At 66.4% G+C, this 22286-nt stretch carries 18 protein-coding genes and 1 pseudogene; 2 read left to right on the top strand and 17 right to left on the bottom strand.

The genetic code is table 11. The features are described from left to right. Positions 1-3 precede the first annotated feature (3 nt). From gatB to gatC, 4 genes are all read right to left on the bottom strand, one after another. Complete coding sequence (gene gatB, locus MMSP_RS09855) at positions 4-1512, bottom strand: Asp-tRNA(Asn)/Glu-tRNA(Gln) amidotransferase subunit GatB (RefSeq protein WP_015355117.1); 1509 nt, start codon at positions 1510-1512, stop codon at positions 4-6. Positions 1513-1682: 170 nt separating this feature from the next. Further along, a complete protein-coding gene (locus MMSP_RS09850; protein ID WP_011740013.1) occupies positions 1683-2714 on the bottom strand; it encodes an ATP-dependent 6-phosphofructokinase in 1032 nt (343 codons plus the stop codon). Positions 2715-2813: 99 nt separating this feature from the next. Further along, positions 2814-4295 carry an Asp-tRNA(Asn)/Glu-tRNA(Gln) amidotransferase subunit GatA gene (gene gatA / locus MMSP_RS09845; RefSeq protein ID WP_012393519.1) on the bottom strand — a complete coding sequence of 494 codons (1482 nt, stop codon included), beginning with the start codon at positions 4293-4295 and terminating at the stop codon, positions 2814-2816. Then, positions 4292-4591, bottom strand: a complete 300-nt coding sequence (gene gatC, locus MMSP_RS09840; RefSeq protein ID WP_011740011.1) for an Asp-tRNA(Asn)/Glu-tRNA(Gln) amidotransferase subunit GatC — start codon at positions 4589-4591, stop codon at positions 4292-4294. The genes gatA and gatC overlap by 4 nt, the downstream gene beginning before the upstream one ends. 157 nt (positions 4592-4748) lie before the next feature. On the opposite strand from gatC, the gene MMSP_RS09835 reads away from it, so the two are divergent. Continuing rightward, on the top strand, positions 4749-5405 hold the full coding sequence (locus tag MMSP_RS09835; protein WP_020786497.1) for a hypothetical protein: 657 nt from the start codon (positions 4749-4751) through the stop codon (positions 5403-5405). A gap of 10 nt (positions 5406-5415) precedes the next feature. On the opposite strand, the pseudogene MMSP_RS09830 reads toward MMSP_RS09835, so the two are convergent. From MMSP_RS09830 to MMSP_RS09805, 6 genes and pseudogenes are all read right to left on the bottom strand, one after another. After that, a pseudogene (locus MMSP_RS09830) lies at positions 5416-8314 on the bottom strand (RND family transporter). Beyond that, a complete protein-coding gene (locus tag MMSP_RS09825; RefSeq protein ID WP_015355114.1) occupies positions 8311-8742 on the bottom strand; it encodes an MmpS family transport accessory protein in 432 nt (143 codons plus the stop codon). Before MMSP_RS09825 ends, MMSP_RS09830 begins: the two are co-directional and overlap by 4 nt. A gap of 172 nt (positions 8743-8914) precedes the next feature. Next, positions 8915-9523, bottom strand: a complete 609-nt coding sequence (locus MMSP_RS09820) for a TetR/AcrR family transcriptional regulator (RefSeq protein WP_085979884.1) — start codon at positions 9521-9523, stop codon at positions 8915-8917. A 57-nt stretch (positions 9524-9580) separates the two neighbouring features. Further along, a complete protein-coding gene (gene ligA / locus MMSP_RS09815; RefSeq protein ID WP_020786493.1) occupies positions 9581-11644 on the bottom strand; it encodes an NAD-dependent DNA ligase LigA in 2064 nt (687 codons plus the stop codon). Between the two features lie 289 nt (positions 11645-11933). Next, positions 11934-13460, bottom strand: coding sequence for a radical SAM protein (locus MMSP_RS09810; RefSeq protein WP_200861943.1), 1527 nt, complete (start codon positions 13458-13460; stop codon positions 11934-11936). 325 nt (positions 13461-13785) lie between these two features. Continuing rightward, complete coding sequence (locus MMSP_RS09805; RefSeq protein WP_015355111.1) at positions 13786-14799, bottom strand: hypothetical protein; 1014 nt, start codon at positions 14797-14799, stop codon at positions 13786-13788. 95 nt (positions 14800-14894) lie between these two features. Between MMSP_RS09805 and MMSP_RS09800 the strand changes: the two genes are divergently transcribed. Further along, positions 14895-15524 (top strand): sensor domain-containing protein, encoded by a 630-nt coding sequence (locus tag MMSP_RS09800; protein ID WP_011740004.1) that lies wholly within the window; start codon positions 14895-14897, stop codon positions 15522-15524. Here MMSP_RS09800 and mnmA read toward each other — a convergent pair. The 7 genes from mnmA to MMSP_RS09765 form a co-directional block, all read right to left on the bottom strand. After that, positions 15521-16612, bottom strand: coding sequence for a tRNA 2-thiouridine(34) synthase MnmA (mnmA, locus tag MMSP_RS09795; protein ID WP_084472550.1), 1092 nt, complete (start codon positions 16610-16612; stop codon positions 15521-15523). The genes MMSP_RS09800 and mnmA overlap by 4 nt on opposite strands. After that, positions 16609-17790, bottom strand: a complete 1182-nt coding sequence (locus MMSP_RS09790; protein ID WP_011740002.1) for a cysteine desulfurase family protein — start codon at positions 17788-17790, stop codon at positions 16609-16611. The genes mnmA and MMSP_RS09790 overlap by 4 nt, the downstream gene beginning before the upstream one ends. A 60-nt stretch (positions 17791-17850) precedes the next feature. Then, positions 17851-18351, bottom strand: a complete 501-nt coding sequence (locus MMSP_RS09785) for a DUF427 domain-containing protein (protein WP_020786489.1) — start codon at positions 18349-18351, stop codon at positions 17851-17853. A gap of 79 nt (positions 18352-18430) precedes the next feature. Then, positions 18431-19267 carry a 1-acyl-sn-glycerol-3-phosphate acyltransferase gene (locus MMSP_RS09780; protein WP_020786488.1) on the bottom strand — a complete coding sequence of 279 codons (837 nt, stop codon included), beginning with the start codon at positions 19265-19267 and terminating at the stop codon, positions 18431-18433. Further along, entirely contained in the window at positions 19267-20127 is an 861-nt protein-coding gene (locus MMSP_RS09775; protein WP_020786487.1) for a GNAT family N-acetyltransferase, read from the bottom strand. The genes MMSP_RS09780 and MMSP_RS09775 overlap by 1 nt, the downstream gene beginning before the upstream one ends. A gap of 143 nt (positions 20128-20270) precedes the next feature. Continuing rightward, on the bottom strand, positions 20271-21227 hold the full coding sequence (locus MMSP_RS09770) for an electron transfer flavoprotein subunit alpha/FixB family protein (protein ID WP_011739999.1): 957 nt from the start codon (positions 21225-21227) through the stop codon (positions 20271-20273). A gap of 47 nt (positions 21228-21274) precedes the next feature. Continuing rightward, positions 21275-22066, bottom strand: a complete 792-nt coding sequence (locus MMSP_RS09765) for an electron transfer flavoprotein subunit beta/FixA family protein (protein ID WP_012393508.1) — start codon at positions 22064-22066, stop codon at positions 21275-21277. Between the last annotated feature and the right edge of the window lie 220 nt (positions 22067-22286).

The raw sequence follows: 22286 nt of genomic DNA, 5'->3' as shown, positions 1-22286 counted from the left end.
AAGCTAGGCCTGGCCGCAGGCCACCAGCACCAACTCCCGCACCCGAGCCGCATCGGCCTGGCCGCGGGTGGCCTTCATCACCGCCCCGACGATCGCGCCGGCGGCCGCGACCTTGCCGGCGCGAATCTTTTCCGCCACTTCCGGATTGGCGGCCAGGGCCTCATCAACCGCCGCCTGGGTCAACGAATCGTCGCGGACCAGTTCCAGGCCACGGGCGGACATCACCTGGTCGGGCTCACCTTCCCCGGCCAGCACGCCCTCCACGACCTCGCGGGCCAGTTTGTTGGACAACTTGCCCGCTTCCACCAATGCCACGACGGCCGCGACCTGAGCCGGGGTGATGGCCAATTCGTCCAGGCCGATGCCGGCCTCATTGGCCTTTTGCACAAGGAAGTTGCCCCACCACGAGCGCGCCTCCTTGCTCGAAGCGCCATGCGCAATGGTCGCGGCCACCAGGTCCACCGCGCCGGCATTGACCAGATCGCGCATCACCTCGTCGGAGATGCCCCACTCTTGCTGAATTCGCTTGCGGCTCAACCACGGCAATTCCGGAATGGTGTGGCGCAATTGCTCCACCAATTCGCGGCTGGGTGCGACGGGCTCCAGGTCGGGCTCGGGGAAGTACCGATAGTCCTCCGCCGTCTCCTTGACCCGTCCCGGGCTCGTGTAGCCGGCCTCGTGAAAGTGCCGCGTCTCCTGGGTGATTTGCCCACCGGCCTCCAGGACGGCAGCTTGGCGCTGCATTTCGTAGCGGACGGCAACTTCAACGCTCTTGAGCGAGTTGACATTCTTGGTCTCGGTCCGAGTACCGAATTTCGCTGCGCCTGAAGGCTTTAGCGACACGTTCGCATCGCAGCGCATCGAACCCTGATCCATTCTCACGTCGGATACGTCCAATGCCCGCAATAGGTCTCGCAACGCCGTCACATAGGCCCGCGCGACCTGTGGCGCCCGGGCACCGGCACCTTCGATGGGCTTGGTGACGATTTCGATGAGCGGCACACCGGCGCGGTTGTAGTCGATGAGCGAGGTCGTCGCTCCGTGGATACGGCCCGTCTCGCTGCCGAGGTGGGTGAGTTTGCCGGTGTCCTCTTCCATGTGGGCACGTTCGATCTCTACCCGCCAGGTGCTGCCGTCTTCGAGCGGCGCTTCAAGGTAGCCGTTGATGGCGATCGGCTCGTCGTACTGCGAAATCTGGTAGTTCTTGGGCATGTCCGGGTAGAAGTAGTTCTTCCGCGCGAAGCGGCACCAGGGAACGATCTCGCAGTTGAGCGCCAACCCGATGCGAATCGTCGACTCGACAGCGACCCGGTTGAGCACCGGCAACGATCCGGGCAGACCCAGGCAGACCGGGCAAACTTGCGTGTTGGGCTCGGCGCCGAACGTGGTCACGCAGCCGCAGAACATCTTCGTCGCGGTGGACAGCTCCACGTGTACCTCGAGGCCTAGCACCGGATCGAAGCGTGCAATGACCTCGTCGTAATCGAGCAGCTCAGCGCTAGTGACCGTCATGTCGTTCGATCCTAGTGGTGGTTGCGAAACCGGCGAAGCCGGGCGAAGCGGGCCACCACCGACAAGCCCCGTGGTGGTTGCGAAACCGGCGAAGCCGGGCGAAGCGGGCCACCACCGACAAGCCCCGTGGTGGTCGCGAAACCGGCGAAGCCGGGCGAAGCGGGCCGGCCTCAGCCGAAGAACTCAGCGGCGTCGTCGTAGCGGCTCTGCGGTACCAGCTTGAGCTGCCGAACGGCGTCGGCCAGGGGTACACGGCCGATGTCCTGACCGCGCAGCGACACCATCTGGCCGTATTCGCCCGCATGTGCGGCGTCAGCGGCATTGACGCCGAACCGGGTGGCCAGCACCCGGTCGTAGGCCGTCGGCTGTCCGCCCCGTTGCACGTGGCCCAGCACGGTCACCCGGACATCCTTGTTGATGCGCTTTTCCACTTCCCAGCCGAGCTGAGCGGCGACGCCGGTGAATCGTTCGTGACCGAATTCGTCGAGTCCGCCCTCGCGCAACTGCATCGAGCCCGAAACGGGCTTGGCGCCCTCGGCGACCACACAGATGAAGTGCGAATCGCCTCGCTGGAAGCGCTGTTTGACCAGACGGCACACCTCTTCGATGTCGAAGGGCTGCTCAGGGATGAGCGTCATGTGTGCGCCAGATGCCAGCCCGGAGTTCAGCGCGATCCAGCCCGCATGCCTACCCATCACCTCGACCAGCATCACCCGCTGGTGGGATTCCGCGGTGCTGTGCAGCCTGTCGATGGCCTCGGTTGCCACCATCAAGGCCGTGTCGTGGCCGAAAGTCACATCGGTGCAGTCGATGTCGTTGTCGATCGTCTTGGGCACGCCGACCACCGGAACGTTCTCTTCGGACAGCCAGTGCGCGGCGGTCAGCGTGCCTTCGCCGCCGATCGGGATGAGCACGTCAATGCCGTTGTCGTCTAACGTCTGTTTGATCTGGGGCAACCCGGCCCGCAGTTTGTCGGGGTGTACGCGGGCGGTGCCGAGCATCGTTCCGCCCTTGGCCAGCAGCCGGTCGTTGCGGTCGTCGTTGCGCAACTGCAGCCGCCGGTTCTCCAGCAACCCGCGCCAGCCGTCCTGAAATCCGACCACCGATGAGCCGTACCGGGCGTCGCAAGTGCGCACCACCGCCCGGATCACCGCATTCAGCCCTGGACAGTCGCCGCCTCCCGTGAGTACTCCAATCCGCATCCCTTCATCTTGCCTGGGGCGGCGACCGTTGGCGCGAGCAGACGCAAAATCGGCCGAAATAGGCTGGATTGGCGCGATTCTGTGTCTGCTCGCGCGGAATCAGATGGCGCTGGGTAGCGGGCCTCGGGCGGCCTCGTAGGCCGCGCCCACCCGGTAGAGCCGGTCGTCGGCCAACGCCGGCGCCATGATCTGCAGCCCCACCGGCAGCCCGTCATCCGGAGACAATCCCGACGGCACCGACATGCCGCAGTGCCCCGCCAGGTTCAGCGGCAGCGTGCACAGGTCGAACAGGTACATCGCCAGCGGATCGTCGACCTTCTCCCCGAGCGGAAACGCGGTGGTCGGGGTCGCCGGCGAAACCAACACGTCGACTGATTGATAGGCCTCGTCCAGATCGCGTGCGATCAGGGTGCGAACCTTCTGCGCCTGGTTGTAGTAGGCGTCGTAGTAGCCCGCCGACAACGCGTACGCGCCGATCATGATGCGGCGTTTGACCTCGGGCCCGAACCCGGCGGCCCGCGTCATGGCCATCACCTCTTCGGCGCTGTGGGTCCCGTCATCGCCGATCCGAAGCCCGTAGCGCATCGCGTCGAAGCGCGCCAGGTTGCTCGACACTTCCGACGGCAGGATGAGGTAGTAGGCGGCCAGCGCATGGTCGAAGTGCGGGCAGTCGACCTCGCTCACCTCGGCGCCAAGCGCGGTCAGCTGCGCTACCGCGGCCTCGAACGAGGCCAGCACTCCGGGCTGGTAGCCGTCGCCCCGCAGCTGCTTGACCACCCCGATGCGCACGCCGCGCAGGTCACCGGACGCGCCGGCCTTGGCCGCGCCGACCACATCGGGTATCTCGGTTTCCAAAGAGGTGGAGTCCTTGGCGTCGTGACCGGCGATCACCTGGTGCAGCATGGCGGTGTCCAGCACGGTGCGCGCGCACGGCCCCCCTTGATCCAGGGAGGAGGCACAGGCCACCAGCCCGTATCGGGAAACGGTGCCGTAGGTGGGTTTGACACCGACGGTCGCGGTCAGCGCGGCCGGCTGGCGGATCGACCCGCCGGTGTCCGAGCCGATGGCCAGTGGAGCCTGGTAGGCGGCCAAGGCCGCGGCGCTACCACCGCCGGAGCCGCCGGGTACCCGGTCGAGGTTCCATGGGTTGCGGGTCGGGCCATAGGCGGAGTTCTCCGTCGAGGAGCCCATCGCGAACTCGTCCATGTTGGTCTTGCCCAGAATCGGGATTCCGGCCGCGCGGAGCCGCAGGGTGAGCGTGGCGTCGTACGGGGAGCGCCAGCCTTCGAGGATCTTGGACCCGCAGGTGGTGGGCATGTCGACGGTGGTGAACACGTCTTTGAGCGCCAGCGGCACCCCGGCCAGCGCCGACGGCAGCCGCTCCCCCGCGGCCAGGGCGGTATCGACGGCCGCCGCCGCAGACAGCGCCTCGTGCGCCCCGATGTGCAGGAAGGCGTGGTACCTGTCATCGGTCGCCTCGATCTGGTCCAGGCAGGCCTGAGTCAGCTCGGTCGCGGACACCTCTTTTGCGGCAATCTTGGCGGCCAGCGTGGCGGCATCGGATCGGATGAGGTCGGTCATTCGCTATCCCCCAGAATCTGCGGAACGGCGAAGCGGCCGTCAACCGCTGCGGGCGCCTCGGCCAGCGCCTCTTCCTGCGTCAGACACGGCGCCGTCTGGTCTGCGCGCATCACGTTGACGTCTTTGAGCGGATTATCGGTGGCTTCGACGCCGGTGACGTCGACGGCCTGGATCTGGCTGACGTGCGTCAGGATGGCGTCGAGTTGACCAGCGAAGCTGTCAAGCTCATCTTCGGTCAACGCCAGACGGGCAAGCCGGGCCAAGTGGGCCACCTCGTCGCGGGAGATCTGGGACACGAGCGAAAAGCCTAACCGCGCCCGTCGGGCCGGTTTCACGCCCGTCACCGAATGCGACGCGATGCCCGTCTCCCGAGCAGTTCGAGGCGGCCGTGATGCGGCCCGATCGTCTCCTGCCGAAATGCCCCACGCGCATCGCTGTGCAACAGTGATGCGCGTGCCTTCGTATCTGTTGCGCATCGAACTGCTGGACCGTCCAGGCAGCCTGGGGTCGCTGGCGGTCGCACTCGGTTCGGTAGGTGCTGACATCTTGTCGCTCGACGTCGTCGAGCGCGGCTGTGGATATGCAATCGATGATCTGGTCGTCGAGCTTGCTCCGGGCGCCATGCCGGACGCATTGATCACCGCCGCGGAATCCCTCAACGGCGTCCGAGTGGACAGCGTGCGTCCGCATACCGGCCTCTTGGAAGCCCACCGTGAGCTGGAGCTTCTTGACCACGTCGCCACGGCGCGGGACAACACGTCCCGGCTGCAGGTTCTGGCCAACGAGGCGCCCCGAGTGCTGCGGGTCAGCTGGTGCACGGTGCTGCGCAGCGTCGAGGGCGAGTTGCAGCGGTTGGCCGGAAGCCCGGGCGCCCCGGAGACGCGTGCCGCTTCGGCACCGTGGCTTCCGATCGAGCAAGCCAAACCGCTGGACGGAAGCGCCGAGTGGGTGCCAAAGGTCTGGCGCGATATGGACACCAGGATGGTGGCCGCGCCGCTGGGCGACCAGCACACTGCGGTGGTGCTGGGGCGGCCCGGCCCGGAATTTCGGCCCTCGGAGGTGGCTCGGCTGGGCTATCTGGCCGGGATCGTGGCCACCATGCTGCGCTAGCGCGGCGCGGCTAGTGCGATTCTTTGGCAACCACCGGGTCGTCGTCTTCCCATAGCAGCAGTTGACGAACGGCCGTCCGTGGACCGTAGGGGCGCAGCATCTGGCTGGCCGGACGGGGGCGCACCCGCAACGGCCACCAGAACCAGCGCCCAAGCAGCGTGGCGACCGACGGTGTCATGAACGAGCGCACGATCAGGGTGTCGAACAACAGGCCAAGACCGATGGTGGTTCCTATCTGACCGAGCACCTGAAAACCGCTGAACACGAAGGCGCACATGGTGACGGCGAACACCAGGCCGGCCGAGGTGACCACCGAGCCGGAGCCCGCCATGGCACGGATGATCCCGGTCTTGAGTCCGGCACCGATCTCCTCTTTGAACCGTGAGATGAGTAGCAGGTTGTAGTCGGATCCCACGGCCAAGAGCAGGATCACGGCCAGGGCAAGCACCACCCAATACAGCCTGATGCCAAAGAGGTACTCCCACACCAGCACCGACAGGCCGAATGAGGCCCCCAGTGACAGCGCAACCGTGCCTACGATGACCAGCGCGGCAACCAGGCTTCGGGTGAGAAACATCATGATCAGCAAGATCAGGCTCAGCGCCGCGATCCCGGCGATCATCAGGTCGTACTTGGCGCCGTCTTGGATGTCGTAGTAGGTGGCCGCGGTGCCGCCGAGGAAAAACTGCGCCCCGGCCAACGGGGTGCCCTTGACGGCTTCGTGGGCGGCCTTCTTGATCGGGTCGATGTGCGAGATGCCCTCGGGGGTGGCGGGATCACCTTCGTGGGTGATGATCATGCGGGCCGCCTTGCCGTCAGGCGAAAGGAAAAGCTTCAGACCGCGTTTGAAGTCGGGATTGTTGAAGACCTCGGGCGGCAGGTAGAAGGTGTCGTCGTTCTTGGCCATATCGAAAGCCCGGCCCAGTGCCGTGGCGTTTTCGATCGCTGCCGCCGTCTGCGCATAGATGCCCGACAGGGTCGCGTAGTTCGCCATCAGCAGTTCGCGATTGGTCTCCTGGCTGGCGATCTGGGGTGGGATCAAGCCCACCAGTTTGGGCTGCAGCGCGTCGAGCCGGTCCAGGGTCGCCGTGAGGTCCTCGAATTTCGATGTGAGCTGGTCGATCCCGTCGAGCGCGTCATAGATCGACCGCAGCGCAAAGCAGACCGGGATGTCATAGCAATGCTTCTCCCAATAGAAGTAGCTGCGTATCGGCCGGAAGAAGTCGTCAAAATTCGCGATCTTGTCGCGCAGCTCTTTCATCGTCGCGATGGTGTCGTGGAAGTTCTCGGCCTCGCCGTGCGTCGTGGCCGCGAGTTCCTGCTGCAGGGCGTATTGCTTGTTCAGCAGGTCGATCGTGGTCGATAGTTCGCCGGCCTGCTTGAGCAAGTCGTTCGCGCGATCTCTTTGGTAGGTGAGGTTTTCGATCTGATTGGCGCTTTGCGCGCTCATCTGAAACGCCAGCGAACTGTGATCAAGCGGGGTGCCCAACGGCCGGGTGATCGACTGCACCTGGGCGATGCCGGGTACATGAAAAACCGCCTTGGCCACCCGGTCCAGGATGAGCATGTCGGCCGGGTTGCGTAGGTCGTGATCGGTTTCGATCATCAGCAGCTCGGGCTCCAACCGGGAGCGGGAAAAGTGCCGCTCGGCGGCCGCGTATCCGACGTTGGCCGCGGCGCTGGAGGGCATGTAGGGGCGCGTGTCATAGCTGGTCTTGTATCCCGGCAGGGCCAGCAGACCCACCAGCGCCAACGCGCATGCCACCACCAGAACGGGGCCGGGCCACCGGACGATCGCGGTGCCGATCCGCCGCCAGCCGCGGGTTCGCATCGCGCGTTTGGGCTCGAAGACGCCCACCGCCGAGCCCAGCGTCAGCACCGCAGGCCCCAGGGTCAGCGCGGCCAGCAGCGCAACCAGAATGCCCAGTGCGGCTGGGATACCCAGGCTGTGGAAATAGGGCAACCGGGTGAAGCTCAGACATGCCACGGCACCGGCAACGGTCAGGCCCGAGCCCAGGACGACGTGGGCGGTACCGCGAAACATCGTGTAGAACGCGGTATCTCGTTCCTCGCCGGCAGAGCGGGCCTCCTGATAGCGGCCGACCACGAAGATCGCGTAGTCGGTTCCGGCGGCGATGACCAGCAGCGTGAGCAGATTCGTTGCGTAGGTTGAGAGCCCGATGATTCCGGCATTTCCCAGCACGGCGACGATGCCGCGGGCGGCGGCCATCTCGATGAGCACGGTGAGCAGCACCAGCAGCGTGGTGAGGACGGAGCGGTAAACGAAGAACAGCATCACCACGATCACCCCGACGGTGATCGTGGTGACCTTGGCGGTCCCCTTGCTGCCCACCTCGAACTGATCCGCGATCAGGGGCGCGGGGCCGGTGACATATGCCTTGATACCCGGCGGCGCCTGGGTGTGCTCGACGATGTCACGGACCGCGTCCACCGACTCGTTGGCCTGCGCCGAACCGAGGTTTCCCGTCAGGTAGACCTGCACGTAGGCGGCCTTGCCGTCGGCGCTCTGCGCGCCCGCCGCGGTGAGCGTGTCGGCCCCAGAAGTCTTGTACATGCTCGACGTGCTTGGTGTCTTGTTCGAGCTTGTGAATCAGGATGTCGTAGAACTTGTGGGCGTCGGCGCCGAGCGGATTGTCGCCTTCGAGCACCACCATGGCCGAGCTGTCGGAGTCGAACTCACCGAACACCTTGCCGATTCGCTTGGTCGCCTGCAAGGACGGCGCATCGGGGGAATTCATCGCCACGTTGTGGGTCTTGCCGACGTCCTCCAGCTGTGGCACCGAAGCGTTGGTTATCGCGGCAAGGGCCAGCCACAGCAGCACGATGGGCACCGCGAGCCGGCAGATCGCGTGCGGGATGCGAGGCGGCGTGGGCTGCTGGTCACTCATCCGGACTTGTCCAGACAGAAGGTGTAGGCATCGGGGGTGTTGACGATCCGCTCGTCCTTGACTTCACCGTTGACCGTGATCCGGCAGCCAATGGTGCCGCCGTTGCCCTGCGCCACCACGTTGCCCAGAACCGCCGGCTCCGTGGTGGTGATGGTGAAGGACCAGGGCAGCGGCGCGTCCGCGACTTGCTGGGGTTGAGCGTTCACGTCGAGGTAGTTGATGGTCGCCACGGCCCCCGGGGCGCCGAACACATCCAGAACTACCTGTTTGGGGTTGAAGGGGACGATTTCATTCGAGATGCCGTTGGCACCCGAAGCGTTGTTGTGCGACCCGAAAATCCCGTGCAAACGATAGATCGCAAATCCCGCGATCACGACGACGGCCACCGCGACAATCATCATCCACCCCCTTCTGACGAGGGCTTCCATTGAAATCTCCTTCACTCGTTGGCCTTTCGACGAGGGGCCGAAGCACCCGTGCCCGGGTGGCGGTGCACTTCAAGTGAGTTTGACTGCTATGACAGTACGGTACTGGACCGTACTGCACAAGAAACGTGCCTGTATCCTCCTGGCGCGCGCCGATCTCGCCGGGGCTCAACGGTCACCCGGTGGCTTGGGTCAGGCCGGGCATGATGAAGTCGTCAACCAGAAGCTGCACCGTGTGAGGGGTCGGCGGCCGGTTGGGGATGATGGACCGGAAGATGAGATAGCCGGGCAACAGGTCCCAGAGTTCGTCGGTGATGGCCGCCTGGGTGATCTCCCCCCGGTCGACCGCCTGTTGCAGCACTTGCTGGATCAACGCCTTGCGCTGATCCACGAATTGACGCTGCAGCGCGTCACTGAGCGCGGGGTGCCGCGACACCTCGACGAGCACCGCGCGGATGGTGCTGGCTTGTTGGTGGGCCTGGCCGCAAATGCCCTCGCCGATCTTCACTAGATCGTCGCGCAGCGAGCCGGTATTCGGCGCGACGGCGACCTGTCGCACCCCCTCGATGAATGCCGCCAGCACCAATTCGGCCTTCGACGGCCAGCGCCGGTACACGGTGGCTTTGCTGGCCCGGGCGGTGTTGGCAACGGCGTCTATCGTCAACCGGTCGTAGCCATGTTCTTGCAGCAACTGCAACGTCACCGCGAGCAACTCCGCCTCACGCGGCGACCACGGTGATACCTGCGCGGACCGGTCGGCAGTCTGCGTCATAGCGCCCACGATAGAACTCGCCGGTGGTAGCCACAATCGTCGCGGCCCGGTCGTCGGGGGTTGCGACCGCTAGGTCGGCTCCCCCACTTCGGCCGGGGGGCCCTGCTCCAACAACTTTCGAAACCCATCTTCGTCGAGGATGGGCACGCCGAGTTCGACCGCCTTGTCGTACTTCGAGCCGGGTGCGTCACCGGCGACGACGTAGGAGGTCTTTTTCGATACCGAACCGGCGGCTTTGCCGCCACGGGTCACGATCGCCTCCTTGGCCTCGTCCCGTGAGAATCCGGGCAACGAGCCGGTGACCACCACGGTTACCCCGGCCAGTGTGCGCGGCACACTGTCGTCGCGCTCATCGGCCATCCGCACACCGGCGGCCCGCCACTTCTCGACGATCTCGCGGTGCCAGTCGACGGTGAACCACTCCGAAACGGCGGAGGCGATCGTCGGTCCCACTCCCTCAACGGCGGCCAACTGTTCGGTGGTCGCGGCGACGATCGCATCGATGCTGCCGAACTCGGTGGCCAGTGCGCGTGCCGCTGTCGGTCCGACATGGCGGATGGACAACGCCACCAGCACGCGCCATAGTGGCGCCGCCTTCGCCTTGTCCAGATTGGCCAGTAGCCGCCGGCCGTTGGCGGACAAGTCACCGGCCTTGGTGCGGAACAGGTCGGTGCGAAGCAGCTCTTCCTCGGTGAGCCCGAACAGGTCGCCTTCATCGCCGATCACCCGCGCCGAAAGCAGCGCGGCGCCAGCCTCATAGCCCAGCATCTCGATGTCGAGGGCATTGCGGCTGGAGACATGAAAAACCCGCTCCCGCAACTGCCCCGGACAGCTGCGGGTATTCGGACAGCGGATGTCGGCGTCGCCCTCCTTCTCCGGAGCCAGCGGCGCGCCGCACTCCGGACACGTTGTGGGCATGACGAATTCGCGTTCGGACCCATCACGGAGGTCGACCACCGGACCCAACACTTCGGGGATCACGTCACCGGCCTTGCGGATCACCACCGTGTCGCCGATCAGCACGCCCTTGCGCTTGACCTCCGACGCGTTGTGCAAGGTGGCTTGTGCCACCGTCGAGCCCGCGACCTTCACCGGCGTCATGAACGCAAACGGCGTAACTCGCCCGGTTCGGCCGACGTTGACCCGAATATCGAGCAGCTTGGTCTGGGCTTCCTCGGGCGGGTACTTGTACGCGATCGCCCAGCGCGGTGCCCGTGAGGTGGAACCGAGCCGCCGCTGCAGGGCGACATCGTCGACTTTGACCACCACGCCGTCGATTTCGTGGTCGACCTCGTGGCGATGCTCGCCCCAGTAGTCGATGCGCTCCTGTACCCCGGCCAGGTCGGCGACCAGCGTGGTGTGCTGAGAAACCGGCAGCCCCCAGGCCTGCAACGCCAGGTAGGCCTGGTGCAGCGTCGCCGGGCGAAAGCCTTCGGTGTGGCCCAGCCCATGGCAGATCATCCGCAATCTGCGCCGGGCCGTGACCGCCGGGTCCTTTTGCCGCAACGACCCGGCCGCGCTGTTGCGGGGGTTGGCGAACGGTGCCTTGCCCTCCTCGACCAAGCTCGCGTTGAGCGCCTGGAAATCAGCCACCCGAAAGAACACCTCACCGCGGACCTCGAGCACCTCGGGCATGCGGTGGTCCTCGCTGTGGGAAAGCCGTTCCGGAACGTCCTCGATGGTGCGGGCATTGAGCGTGACATCTTCGCCGGTGCGGCCGTCGCCCCGGGTGGAGGCCCGGGTCAGCCGCCCCCCTTCGTACACCAGCGACAGCGCCACGCCGTCAATCTTGAGCTCACACAAATAGGCCGCATTGTCGCCGACATCGGCGTGGATGCGGCCGGCCCAGGCGGTGAGTTCCTCGGTGTTGAACGCGTTGTCGAGGCTGAGCATTCTTTCCAGATGCTCGACGGGTTCGAACTCGGTCGCGAAACCGGCGCCACCGACCAGCTGAGTGGGAGAATCGGGTGTGCGTAGCTCGGGATACTGTTCTTCGAGCGCCTCCAGCCGGCGCAGCAATTCGTCGAATTCCGCGTCGGTGATCACCGGCGCGTCGCGCACGTAGTAGCGAAACTGGTGTTCACGCACCTGCTCGGCCAGTTCCTGCCACTGCCGCAACACCTCAGGAGTCATTGGCGATCAGGGGCACGACGTCCGCGCGGCGGACCCGGCGCCCCATCCCCCTTCCCATCCGTGCGTGCGGCCTCGCCGCACACGGCCTTGCGACGTCCACCCGGACCGCCGACATCTCGATTATCAGGCGCAACGCAGCCACAATACGTAGTTGCCGATCCGCGGACGTGGGGTGGCGGGGTCCTCGGGCAGCTATCGGACTGCCCGTGGGTTCTCAGTCCTGACCCGCTCGATTCCAGTCGGCCCCGGCTCGGTTGGCGCGCCAATCAGCCCGCAAGGCCCGGGATTGTCAGGTCAACGACAGCAGTTCCGGCGTCTGAGGGCCGCCGGGCGGCTCGAGTGTGCCGGTGCCGTCGGCTGCCGTTTGCTCAATTCGCGCGGCGATGACGTCGTCCCATTCGTCAAGGCGCGCCAGGAAGAACTTCTCGGCCTCGTCGTAGGGCAGGTCCGGGCGTGGCGCGATGAGCGAACAGACATCGGCATAAACACGCGCGGCCTCCGGGTCCACGAAGTCCCATTCACCCAGCGGCCATTCCTCGCGTAGATAGCCCAGATCCGAATACTCCTGGCATAGGGGTGTTCCCCAGGGCTCCGGCGTTCCCTGGGGTGTTCCCGGATACGGGGTGATCTTGCCCATGAACTTATAGGTGGAGATGAATTTTGTGGCCCGTAGCAGCCGCGCGGTCTCGCGCAATTCGTCCGGCTGCACCGTGGGATGAAACATGATGGTGCCCGGTATTACGTCAACGCCCACCTGCTGCAGTGCGTTGATCGTGTCGGCGGCATCTTGTCCGCGATTGATGATCTGTTTGCGGTACGCGCGGAGTTGATCATAAGAACCGGTTTCCAAGCCGACGAAAACCCGGCGCAAACCCGCTTTGTGCAGGTGTTTGAACAGTTCTAGATCCACCACGGAGTCCAGGCGGATATCCATCATGAACTTGACGTCAACGCCGCTGTTGATCATGGCGTCAGCAAACTCGGCCGCGCGTTGTTGCGAGCTGGGATGCTTGGAGATGAACAGGTCGTCGGTGATGCAGAGAAAGCCAATGTCGAAATCGGATTTCAGGTACGCGATCTCGTCGACCACCGCGTCAACCGACTTGGCCCGGTAGCTGTTGCGCCCGAGCATCGCCGACATGGCTCCGGTGCCGCAGAACGTGCAGCGGTAGGGGCAGCCACGGGTCGAAAAGACCGCGGCGGAAAAGCCATCGGCAAGAACGCTCGGCAACTCGTCGCGGGCCGGACGGGGCAGCTCGTCGAGGTCGATCAGGCGCGACGGCGAGCAGATGATCTGCCCGCGATCGTCCCGGCGGGCCAACCCGGGAACGTCGTCAAGCGCAGCGCCATTGGCCACGGCATTGGCGAGCTTGGTGAATCCGACCTCGGCGTCTCCAACGATCACGAAGTCAAAGCAGTCATGCTGGCGCAAAATCCGCTCGTAATTCAATGTCGCGATCGCATTTCCCAGGGCGATCTGCACGTCGTCCCAGGTCTCGCGAACGCGCTGCGCTAGCCACAGCACCTCAGGAAGGGTGTCGATGCACGAAAAGCCGACCAGCCGGGGCTTACCGCTGCAACGCACGGCGTTCTCGATGGCCGACCACGTTTCCTGTACCGAACTGTGCCCGGCAACGAGCCCGTTGACGGTGGCAATCTCGATCCCCTGGGTCTTGGCGTAAGCCTTGATCGACATCATGCCGAGGTGCTCCATCGGTATGGTGGAATACACCCACGGGTCGCCAAGCTTCTGCTCGCTCAAATAGGAGCGCCCATTACGGCGGGCACCGGGAGGATTGACAAGCAATATCGTCACTTCTGGACCCCACGACCGAAATCAGCAGTTGATAACCTGATTTTCACTCACGGTCTGCATGGCCCGAACCAACAGACTTCGCGCGAGCTTAACCCACACTCGCGAAAAAAATCAGGAATGGCTTTCGGCTCGCAGAATCGCCGTTGTCTCGCGAATCGATCACTCACCCATTCCGTTCCGTATGGGATATTTCCGAACCCTACTCACGCGAACGAGTGCGGTCTGTCCGCCAATCGGATGCATACACCCGTCGACCCGCATGTCCACCAATCAGCGGAACAGGGTGAGGTCTCCGCCAGGGCCACAGGCCCCGAACATCGCACCCTCAGATGGCATCGGGATCTCGAGCCAGGCCTTCGGCGGCCTTGCGGGCGAGGCCGATCGCGGTGCGGGCCCATTGCGGCGTCGCGCCGGCCAGACCGCAGCCCGGCGCGACCCCAACATGGTCGCGCAGCACCGTGCGGCCGAAGCCAAGCCGGTCGGTCACCGCGACCACGTCGGCGGCGACCTCTTCGGCCGAAGGCCGGCGGTCGGGAACGCTGGCGGGCACGACGCCGAGCACCACCGTACGGCCCGAGTCGATGAACGCCGCGATGCTGTCCAAGTCCGCGGCGCGCAGTGTTGCGACATCCACCGACACCGCGCTGATACCACTGCGCTGCAAAAGATCCCACGGCAGCGCCGCCGCGCAGCTATGCAGCGCCACGTCGGCGCCGGCGGCCTCGACGCAGGTATCGAGCAGCCCCAGCGCCACCGCCTCGTCGAGTGCGGCGACCGGGGCCAGCGAAGTCACGCCCGTCAGCCGCCCCTCCAGGGCCGCCGGTAGCGTCGGCTCGTCGAACTGCACCACCACCGGTGTATCGAGACGGCGCGCCAATTCCGCCCGGTGGGCGGCCACTCCCTCGCCGAGCGAGGCGGCCAGATCACGCACGGCCCCGGGGTCGGTGATGGCCCGATGCCCGTTGCTCAACTCCACCCCGGCCGCCAGGGTGATCGGCCCGGGAGCCTGCACCTTGACCACCCGCCCGCCGCCCCGAAGGCCCGCGGTCTCCCAAGCTTCTTCCAGGGCGTCCATGTCCTCGTTGAGCATGCTGATGGCCCTGCGGGTCACCGCGCCGGGCCGCGACACAATGCGGTAGCCGCGCGGCACCGTGTCCAGGGCCAAGTCGACCAGCAGCGCGCCCGCCCGCCCGAGCATGTCGGCACCCACTCCCCTGGCGGGCAACTCCACCAGATAGGCCAGCGCATCCGCCAACTCGCCAACGACGACCTCGGCGGCCGGCCGCGCAAGGATGCCCGGCCAGGACCCGACGCCGGTCGCCGTTGCGAAAACACTCACTTGCCAACCGTATTCGACATCACATCGGTGGCACACAGCCAGGGGTGTTTACCGACGGACCGCCGGGGTAGGTTGCAAGCACAAAGGGGTGGCAGATGGCCAGACTGATTCGACCGCTGTTGATGTGTTGCGCCACGCTCCTGGCAGCGGCGTGTACGCGAGTGGTGGACGGCGAAGCGCTACCCGCGTTCGGTGCGTCCGCCCCGGAGGCCCGGCAGGCCGGCGCCCTGCTATTGGACCAAACCCGGATGCGCGCGATCACCGGCGCCGGCGAGGACCTGACGATCATTCCGGCGATGGACGGCAGCTATCCGGTGGATATCGATGCCCTGGCAAAGACCGCGCCGGTGGAATGCCGGTTCATCTTCTCCGAGACCACCACCTTTGGACCCGACATCGCGGGGTTCCACAAGACCACCTTCCAAGATCCGCCAGATAGCGCTCTGATCTCCGAAGCCGCGGCGGTGTATCCGGACGCCGACATCGCCCGACGAGCCTTCGACGATCTGGTGGGCGCCGTCGGAAGTTGCGCAGACAGTTCCAGCGGCTGGTTGTTCGTCAGCAGCTGGAAAGCCGACGCCGACTCGCTGCGCATGCGCCCCGGTGACTGCGGCCGCGACTACCGGGTGCTTTCGGTGGCCCTGCTGGAAGTCACCTTCTGCGGGTTCCCGGATTCGGTCTCTGACATCGTGCTCACCAACATCGCCGCCAACGTGCCGGGCTAGGACACCGGCGAGCACGCCGAGGTTGCGGTGATGGTGGCACTGCCCAGCACCTCATCGCCGTCCGGATCGGGGCGGTACAACACCAGCGTCTGCCCCCGTGCCACCCCCCGCAGCGGGGAATGTAACCGCACCGACAGTTCGTCGCCGGCCAATTCGGCTACCGCACTGGTGGTTTCACCGTGCGCACGCACTTGAACCGCACACTCGAGCGGGCCCGTCGGAGCGGTACCCGCGGTGAAGATGGGCGCCCGCCCTGTCAGCGCGTGCACCTGCAGATCGGCCACGTCACCGACCCGAACCGTGCCGGTTTCGGCGTCGATCGCCGTCACGTAGCGCGGGCGGCCGTCGGGCCCCGGCCCGGGGATCCCCAGGCCCTTTCGCTGCCCGATGGTGAAACCGTGCACGCCGTCATGGGTGGCCAGCACCGCACCGGCCGCGTCCACCACTGTGCCGCGACGAACCCCTATCCGCTCGCCCAGAAACGTCTGGGTGTTGCCCGACGGAATGAAACAGATGTCGTGGCTATCCGGCTTGTCGGCCACCGCCAGGCCGCGCCGGGACGCCTCTTCCCGAATCTGCGGCTTGGGGGTGTCCCCGATCGGGAACATCGCGTGGCGCAGCTGCTCGGCGGTCAGCACCGCCAGCACGTAGGACTGGTCCTTGTCCTGGTCCACAGCGCGGCGCAGCCGCCCCTCGGATAGCCGGGCATAGTGGCCGGTAACCACCACGTCAAAGCCCAGAGCCAACGCTTTGGCATACAGCGCCGAGAACTTGATGCGCTGATTGCAGCGAATACAGGGGTTGGGGGTCTCACCGCGGGCGTAGGAGGACACGAAGTCGTCGATCACATCCTCTTTGAACCTCTCGGCGAAATCCCATACATAGAACGGGATTCCAAGCACATCGGCGACCCGGCGCGCGTCGGATGCGTCCTCTTTGGAGCAACAACCCCGGGAGCCGGTACGCAGCGCGCCCGGCGCGGTCGACAGCGCCAGATGCACGCCGACGACGTCGTGGCCGGCATCGACCATGCGGGCGGCCGCCACCGATGAGTCGACGCCTCCGCTCATTGCGGCTAGAACTTTCACCAGGCCGCTCCCGCGGCAGCCACGGCGGCAGAGCGGGCGCGAGCCACCGCTGCGGGCAGCACCTGCAGCGCCGCATCGACGTCCGCCTCGACTGTCGTGTGCCCCAGCGAAAGACGAAGCGAGCCGCGCGCGCTGGCCGGATCGGCGCCCATCGCGATCAGCACATGCGACGGCTGCGCGACACCGGCGGTGCAGGCGGATCCGGTCGAGCACTCGATTCCGTTGGCGTCCAGCAGCATCAGCAGCGCATCACCTTCGCAACCGCGGAAGGTGAAGTGCGCGTTGCCGGGCAGCCGTAGCGGATCGCGGGCACCATTGAGACGAACGTCGTCGATTTCGGCGAGCACCCCGGCAACGAGGCGGTCCCGCAACGTCTGCAGCCGCGCACTGTTGGCCTCCAGCCCGTCCACCGCGATCCGCGCCGCCGCCGCTATACCGACCGCACTGGCGACGTCGGGGGTGCCGGACCGGATATCGCGCTCTTGGCCACCACCGTGCAGCAGCGGCACACAACTGACGTCGCGTCGCATCAGCAGCGCCCCGGCTCCGGGTGGGCCGCCGAACTTGTGTGCCGTCACACTCATCGCCGCCAGGCCGCAGGCACCGAAGTCCACCGGTATCTGGCCGACGGCCTGCACGGCGTCACTGTGCATGGGGACACCGAACTCGGCGGCAACCCCGGCCAGTTCGGCGATCGGCATGATCGTGCCGACCTCGTTGTTGGCCCACATCACCGATACCAACGCGACATCGTCATGGCTCTCCAGCGCATCGCGCAACGCGCTGGCCGACACCGAGCCATCGGCGTCGGTGGGCAGCCAGGTCACCTCGGCGCCTTCGTGCTCAACCAGCCAGTCCACCGTGTCCAAAACGGCGTGGTGCTCCACCCGAGTCGTGACGATGCGCCGACGGGCGGGCTGCGCGTCTCGGCGCGCCCAGTACATTCCCTTGACGGCCAGGTTGTCGCTCTCGGTGCCCCCCGCGGTGAAAATCACCTCCGAGGGGCGTGCCCCCAGCTTGGCCGCGATCAGCTCGCGGGATTCCTCGAGGCGCCGGCGCGCAGCCCTCCCGGTGGTGTGCAGCGACGACGCGTTGCCCACGGTGGCCAGCACAGCCGTCATCGCCTCGATGGCGGTTGGATGCATCGGGGTGGTGGCGGCGTGATCGAGGTAGACCATGACTCGCCCCACTATACCGGCCAGGTCAGCGACCCCAAACTCCTGAGCCGGCGGCCGCGCTTACCACCCCATCGATCCGGGAATGCCTTTGAACGGGCCGACAATCCAGCTGGTGATCCATCCGCCGTAAAAACCGCCGGGTTGGGGCACCACCGGCTCGCCATTGACCGTGCAGCGGTCCACCTGGGCCGCCATCACCGCGATCGCACCAGCGATGGGCTGGAAGGGGTGGGTGGGGTTTGGGTAGGTCCATGCCGCGTGCGCGGCCTGTCGCGCCGGGGTTACCAGGTCGAAGTAGCTCGCTCGGCCCTTCCACTCGCACCATGAACCGCCCGCCGCCGGGCGCAACACACCGTCGCCGAACGCATCTTCGGGCAGGTAGTACGTGGGTGGGTGACTGGTCTCGAGCACGCGCCAGGCTCGGGTCGCCGACGCAATCGTCTGGCCGCCCAGCTCGATGGTGATCGAACCGGCGAACGGCTCCAACCGCGGCGGCCGGGGATAGTCCCACACCGACTCCTGGCCGCCGACGGGCGGATCGGGTGTTGGCCATGTTGTCATGACGGCCTCCTGCACGCTGGGCTGACGGTCCCTGTCACCCATTGTCCACAGACACGTTGCCGCAGGGTGAGAGGCCTTTTCAGGCCACCAGCGCGGGCCGGTGTGCCGGGTGCGCCGCCCCAGCGTGCACTGCGGACTGGCAGCGGCTGGCCAGGGCCCGGCGATCGCGGCCCGGCAGTTGCAGGGAATCGACATGCACCGACGCCACGATGCGACGCACGGCGAGCACCCGGCGAACCGAGCGCGCCAGGGTGTCGTCTCCGACGAAGGCCGGGGTGGTCGAGATGGCCCCGTTGACGTGGTGATATGTCAGCCGCAGCGGCTGCACCGGACGGCCGGCGTCAATCGCGGCCTGAAACATCGCGGGATAGAAGCTGCCCGACGCCAGCCCGCACCAGGTGGTTCCTTCCGGAAAGGCCACCACGGTCTGTCCGGCGCGCAGCCGGCGGGCGACGGTGTCGACCACGCCGGGCAGCCGGCGCAGGCTGGTCCGCTCGATCGGAATGATTTTCAGCAGTCGGGCCACAATCTCGACCCCGGGTCCGGTGAACATGTCCGCGCGGGCCACAAATGAACCTGGCAGTACCGCGCCGATGGCAAAGACGTCCAGCCAGGAGATGTGGTTGCTGGCCACCAGAACCCCGCGCAGGTTGCGGATCGGGCTGCCCGACACCGTGATCCGGACACCGAAACAACGCAGGACCAGCCGGCAGTATGCGCGTTGGGCGTGGCTGCGGCCGGGCACCGGCACGCCGAGCAGCGGCAGCCCCGGCATCAGCAGCAGCGCCCAGACGATGCGCAACGCCACCCGCAGGATGGCCGGTACCCGGCGGGGCACCGCCGGGTGGCCGAGGCTGACGCAGCTGATGTCGCACGAGGTGCGAGGCAGCCAGGAGTGCCCGGCCTCAGTGTTCATCAGGCCGCTCCGCCCGCCAGCTCGCCCGCCATTTCCGCGGCCGCGGACACCGATCTGAGCCGCTTGAGGTAGCGGATGTCGGCGTCACGCTTGCCGAGCAGCACACAGAAATCCCCCACCCCGAAGTCCGGATCGTGGGCGGGCTCGCCGCAGGCCTGCGCGCCCAGCGGCAGATAGCCACGCAGCAACGGCGGGATCGCCGGCCGCGGCGGTGGGGCAATGTCATCCAGGCTCTTGCCGTCGATGCGCACCGGCCGGTAGGGGTCCACCCGGTAGGAAGCCGGGTGGCGCCTCAGCACGAAGTCACGCACGCCCCGCAGCTCGCGGCCCGGCGTGATGCCGTCCCGACCGGTTGGCTCGACGATCGGCACCGACACGCAGCCGGTTACGTAATCGTAGTCACAGCGGTCCAGGTAGGCAAGAATTCCCGCCCACATCAACAGCACCACCGCGCCATTGCGGTGCCCGTCACGCACCGCGGCGCGACCCATTTCCACCAGCGACGGCCGCAGCGGGTCGAAGGCACCCACGTCGAACTCGGTAGCGGTATAGAGGCCTCCCGCGGCGATGGCCCCTGCCGGTGGCAACATCCGGTAGCACCCCACCAGCTCACCGGTGTCGTCGTCGCGGACCAGCAGGTGATCGCAGTACTCGTCGAAGCGGTCGACATCCCTGCGGTCGTCGGCCGCCGGTAGCGCGAAGCCCGGCGTGGCGGCGAACACGTCATAGCGCAGGCGCTGAGCGGCCTCGATCAGCGCGGAATCGGTGGACAGCAATAGGGAATAGCGCGGGCCGGCACCCGCATCGGTCGCCGGGCCACGCGGCTTGTCGCTGGGTATGAGGACAGAAGCGATGCTCATGCCACCAACGTGGCCTAACCGGTCAGCTAACCGGCATCAGCGCTGTGACATGTCGGTGCACGTCAGATGACGAAATGTCGCAGCCGACGATAACGGCCCCGCAGGCAAGCCTGCGGGGCCGTTACTACTACTGAATCGGCCGATCAGCCCTTGCGAGCCTTGACCCCCTCGGTCAATTGCGGGGCAACCTTGAACAGGTCGCCGATCACGCCGTAGTCGGCGATCTCGAAAATCGGCGCCTCTTCGTCCTTGTTGACCGCAACGATGGTCTTGGACGTCTGCATGCCCGCGCGGTGCTGGATCGCCCCGGAGATACCCAGCGCGATGTAGAGCTGCGGCGAAACCGTCTTGCCGGTCTGCCCCACCTGGAACTGACCCGGGTAGTAGCCGGAGTCGACCGCGGCACGCGAAGCACCGACCGCACCCCCCAGCGAGTCGGCCAGCGCCTCGACCACGCTGAAGTTCTCGGCACTGCCGACACCACGGCCACCGGACACCACCACCGTGGCTTCCGTCAGCTCGGGGCGGTCGCCGGCGACCGCCGGCTCACGCGAGGTGATCTTGGTGGCGTTCTCGGCAGGGGCCGGGACGTCCACGCTGACCTGCTCACCGGCGCCATCGGCCGGCTCGGCCTCGATCGCACCGGCACGCACCGAAATCACCGGGGTGTCACCGGTGGCCTGGGCCTCGACGGTGAACGCGCCACCGAAGATGGAGTGGACGGCCTTGCCACCGTCGTTGATCCCCACCACGTCGACGAGCAGACCCGACCCGATCCGGGCAGCAAGCCGCCCGGCGATCTCCTTGCCGTCGGCGGTGGCAGCCACCAGCACGGCCGCCGGGGCCGAGGATTCAGCCAGTCCCGCCAGCACGTCGACGAACGGGGTGATCAGGTACTGGTCGACGACGTCGGACTCAGCGACGTAAATCTTGGCGGCACCGGCCGCCTTCAGTCCGTCGACCAGCGGCGCGGCGGTGCCGGGGGCGCCGATCACAACGGCGGCCGGCTCACCCAACGCACGGGCGGCGGTGATCAATTCGGCGCTGACCTTCTTCAGCGCGCCTTCCGCGTGCTCAACGAGCACCAATACTTCAGCCATGGGGTTTATCGCTCTTTCGTCATTGGGCCTGAAATGCAGGGCACTCGCTAGATGATTTTCTGCGCAACCAGGTACTGCACGATCTGGTTGCCGCCTTCACCTTCGTCGGTGACCTTTTCACCGGCAGTCTTGGCAGGCTTCGGGGTCGACGACAGCACCGTCGACCCGGCGTTGGCCAGGCCCACCTCGTCGGCTTCAACCCCGATCTCGGCGAGGGTCAGCACGGTGACTTCCTTCTTCTTGGCGGCCATGATGCCCTTGAAGGACGGGAAGCGCGGCTCGTTGATCTTCTCGTTGACGCTGACCACAGCCGGAAGAGAGGCTTCCAGGGTGAACAGGCCCTCGTCGGTCTCACGCTCGCCGGTGACCTTGCCACCCTCGACCGACAGTTTGCGCACGTGGGTGAGCTGCGGCAGGCCCAGGTACTCGGCGATGATGGCCGGCACCGCGCCGCCCACGCCATCGGTGGACTCGTTGCCCGCGATCACCAGCTCGGTGCCCTCGATGGCGCCCAGCGCACGTGCCAGCGCCCACCCGGTCTGGATGACGTCCGAGCCGTGCATGCCGTCGTCCTTGAGGTGGACGGCCTTGTCCGCGCCCATGGACAGGGCCTTGCGGATCGCCTCGGTGGCGCGCTCGGGACCCGCGGTCAGCACGGTCACCGAACCCTCGCCGCCTTCGCGCTCGCGGATCTGCAGCGCTTCTTCCACCGCTCGTTCGTTGATCTCGTCCAGGACCGCATCGGCGGCCTCGCGGTCTAGCGTCCAGTCGCCCTCGGTCAGCTTGCGCTCCGACCAGGTGTCTGGGACCTGCTTGATCAGGACCACAATGTTTGTCATGGGTGTGGCTCGTCCTCCTCGAAGGAGTCCCGCAGCCGTCGACTGCAGGACTTCGGTCACGCGGTTCGCAACCGCACGGCATGTTACTAGGCGGTAACTTTTCGCGGTCTGCCCTCACACCTTAGCGGGTGGCAGTTGCTCAATTGCCCGCTCACCCCCTCCATAACCCGCGGCTATCCCACCCCGCCAGACCCCCGCGTCGGGGGCTCGAGCATTCCTG

This window comes from Mycobacterium sp. 012931, assembly GCF_000419295.1.
In the GTDB taxonomy this organism is placed as follows: Bacteria; Actinomycetota; Actinomycetes; order Mycobacteriales; family Mycobacteriaceae; genus Mycobacterium; species Mycobacterium marinum.
This window is presented reverse-complemented; position numbering and strand designations above follow the sequence as displayed.

Excerpts from the sequence above, each read along its gene's own strand:
- gatB (WP_015355117.1), bottom strand. The coding sequence starts at position 1,512 with ATGACGGTCACTAGCGCTGAGCTGCTCGATTACGACGAGGTCATTGCA.
- MMSP_RS09850 (WP_011740013.1), bottom strand. The coding sequence starts at position 2,714 with ATGCGGATTGGAGTACTCACGGGAGGCGGCGACTGTCCAGGGCTGAAT.
- gatA (WP_012393519.1), bottom strand. The coding sequence starts at position 4,295 with ATGACCGACCTCATCCGATCCGATGCCGCCACGCTGGCCGCCAAGATT.
- MMSP_RS09825 (WP_015355114.1), bottom strand. The coding sequence starts at position 8,742 with ATGGAAGCCCTCGTCAGAAGGGGGTGGATGATGATTGTCGCGGTGGCC.
- ligA (WP_020786493.1), bottom strand. The coding sequence starts at position 11,644 with ATGACTCCTGAGGTGTTGCGGCAGTGGCAGGAACTGGCCGAGCAGGTG.
- MMSP_RS09800 (WP_011740004.1), top strand. The coding sequence starts at position 14,895 with ATGGCCAGACTGATTCGACCGCTGTTGATGTGTTGCGCCACGCTCCTG.
- MMSP_RS09790 (WP_011740002.1), bottom strand. The coding sequence starts at position 17,790 with ATGGTCTACCTCGATCACGCCGCCACCACCCCGATGCATCCAACCGCC.
- MMSP_RS09785 (WP_020786489.1), bottom strand. The coding sequence starts at position 18,351 with ATGACAACATGGCCAACACCCGATCCGCCCGTCGGCGGCCAGGAGTCG.
- MMSP_RS09780 (WP_020786488.1), bottom strand. The coding sequence starts at position 19,267 with ATGAACACTGAGGCCGGGCACTCCTGGCTGCCTCGCACCTCGTGCGAC.
- MMSP_RS09775 (WP_020786487.1), bottom strand. The coding sequence starts at position 20,127 with ATGAGCATCGCTTCTGTCCTCATACCCAGCGACAAGCCGCGTGGCCCG.
- MMSP_RS09770 (WP_011739999.1), bottom strand. The coding sequence starts at position 21,227 with ATGGCTGAAGTATTGGTGCTCGTTGAGCACGCGGAAGGCGCGCTGAAG.
- MMSP_RS09765 (WP_012393508.1), bottom strand. The coding sequence starts at position 22,066 with ATGACAAACATTGTGGTCCTGATCAAGCAGGTCCCAGACACCTGGTCG.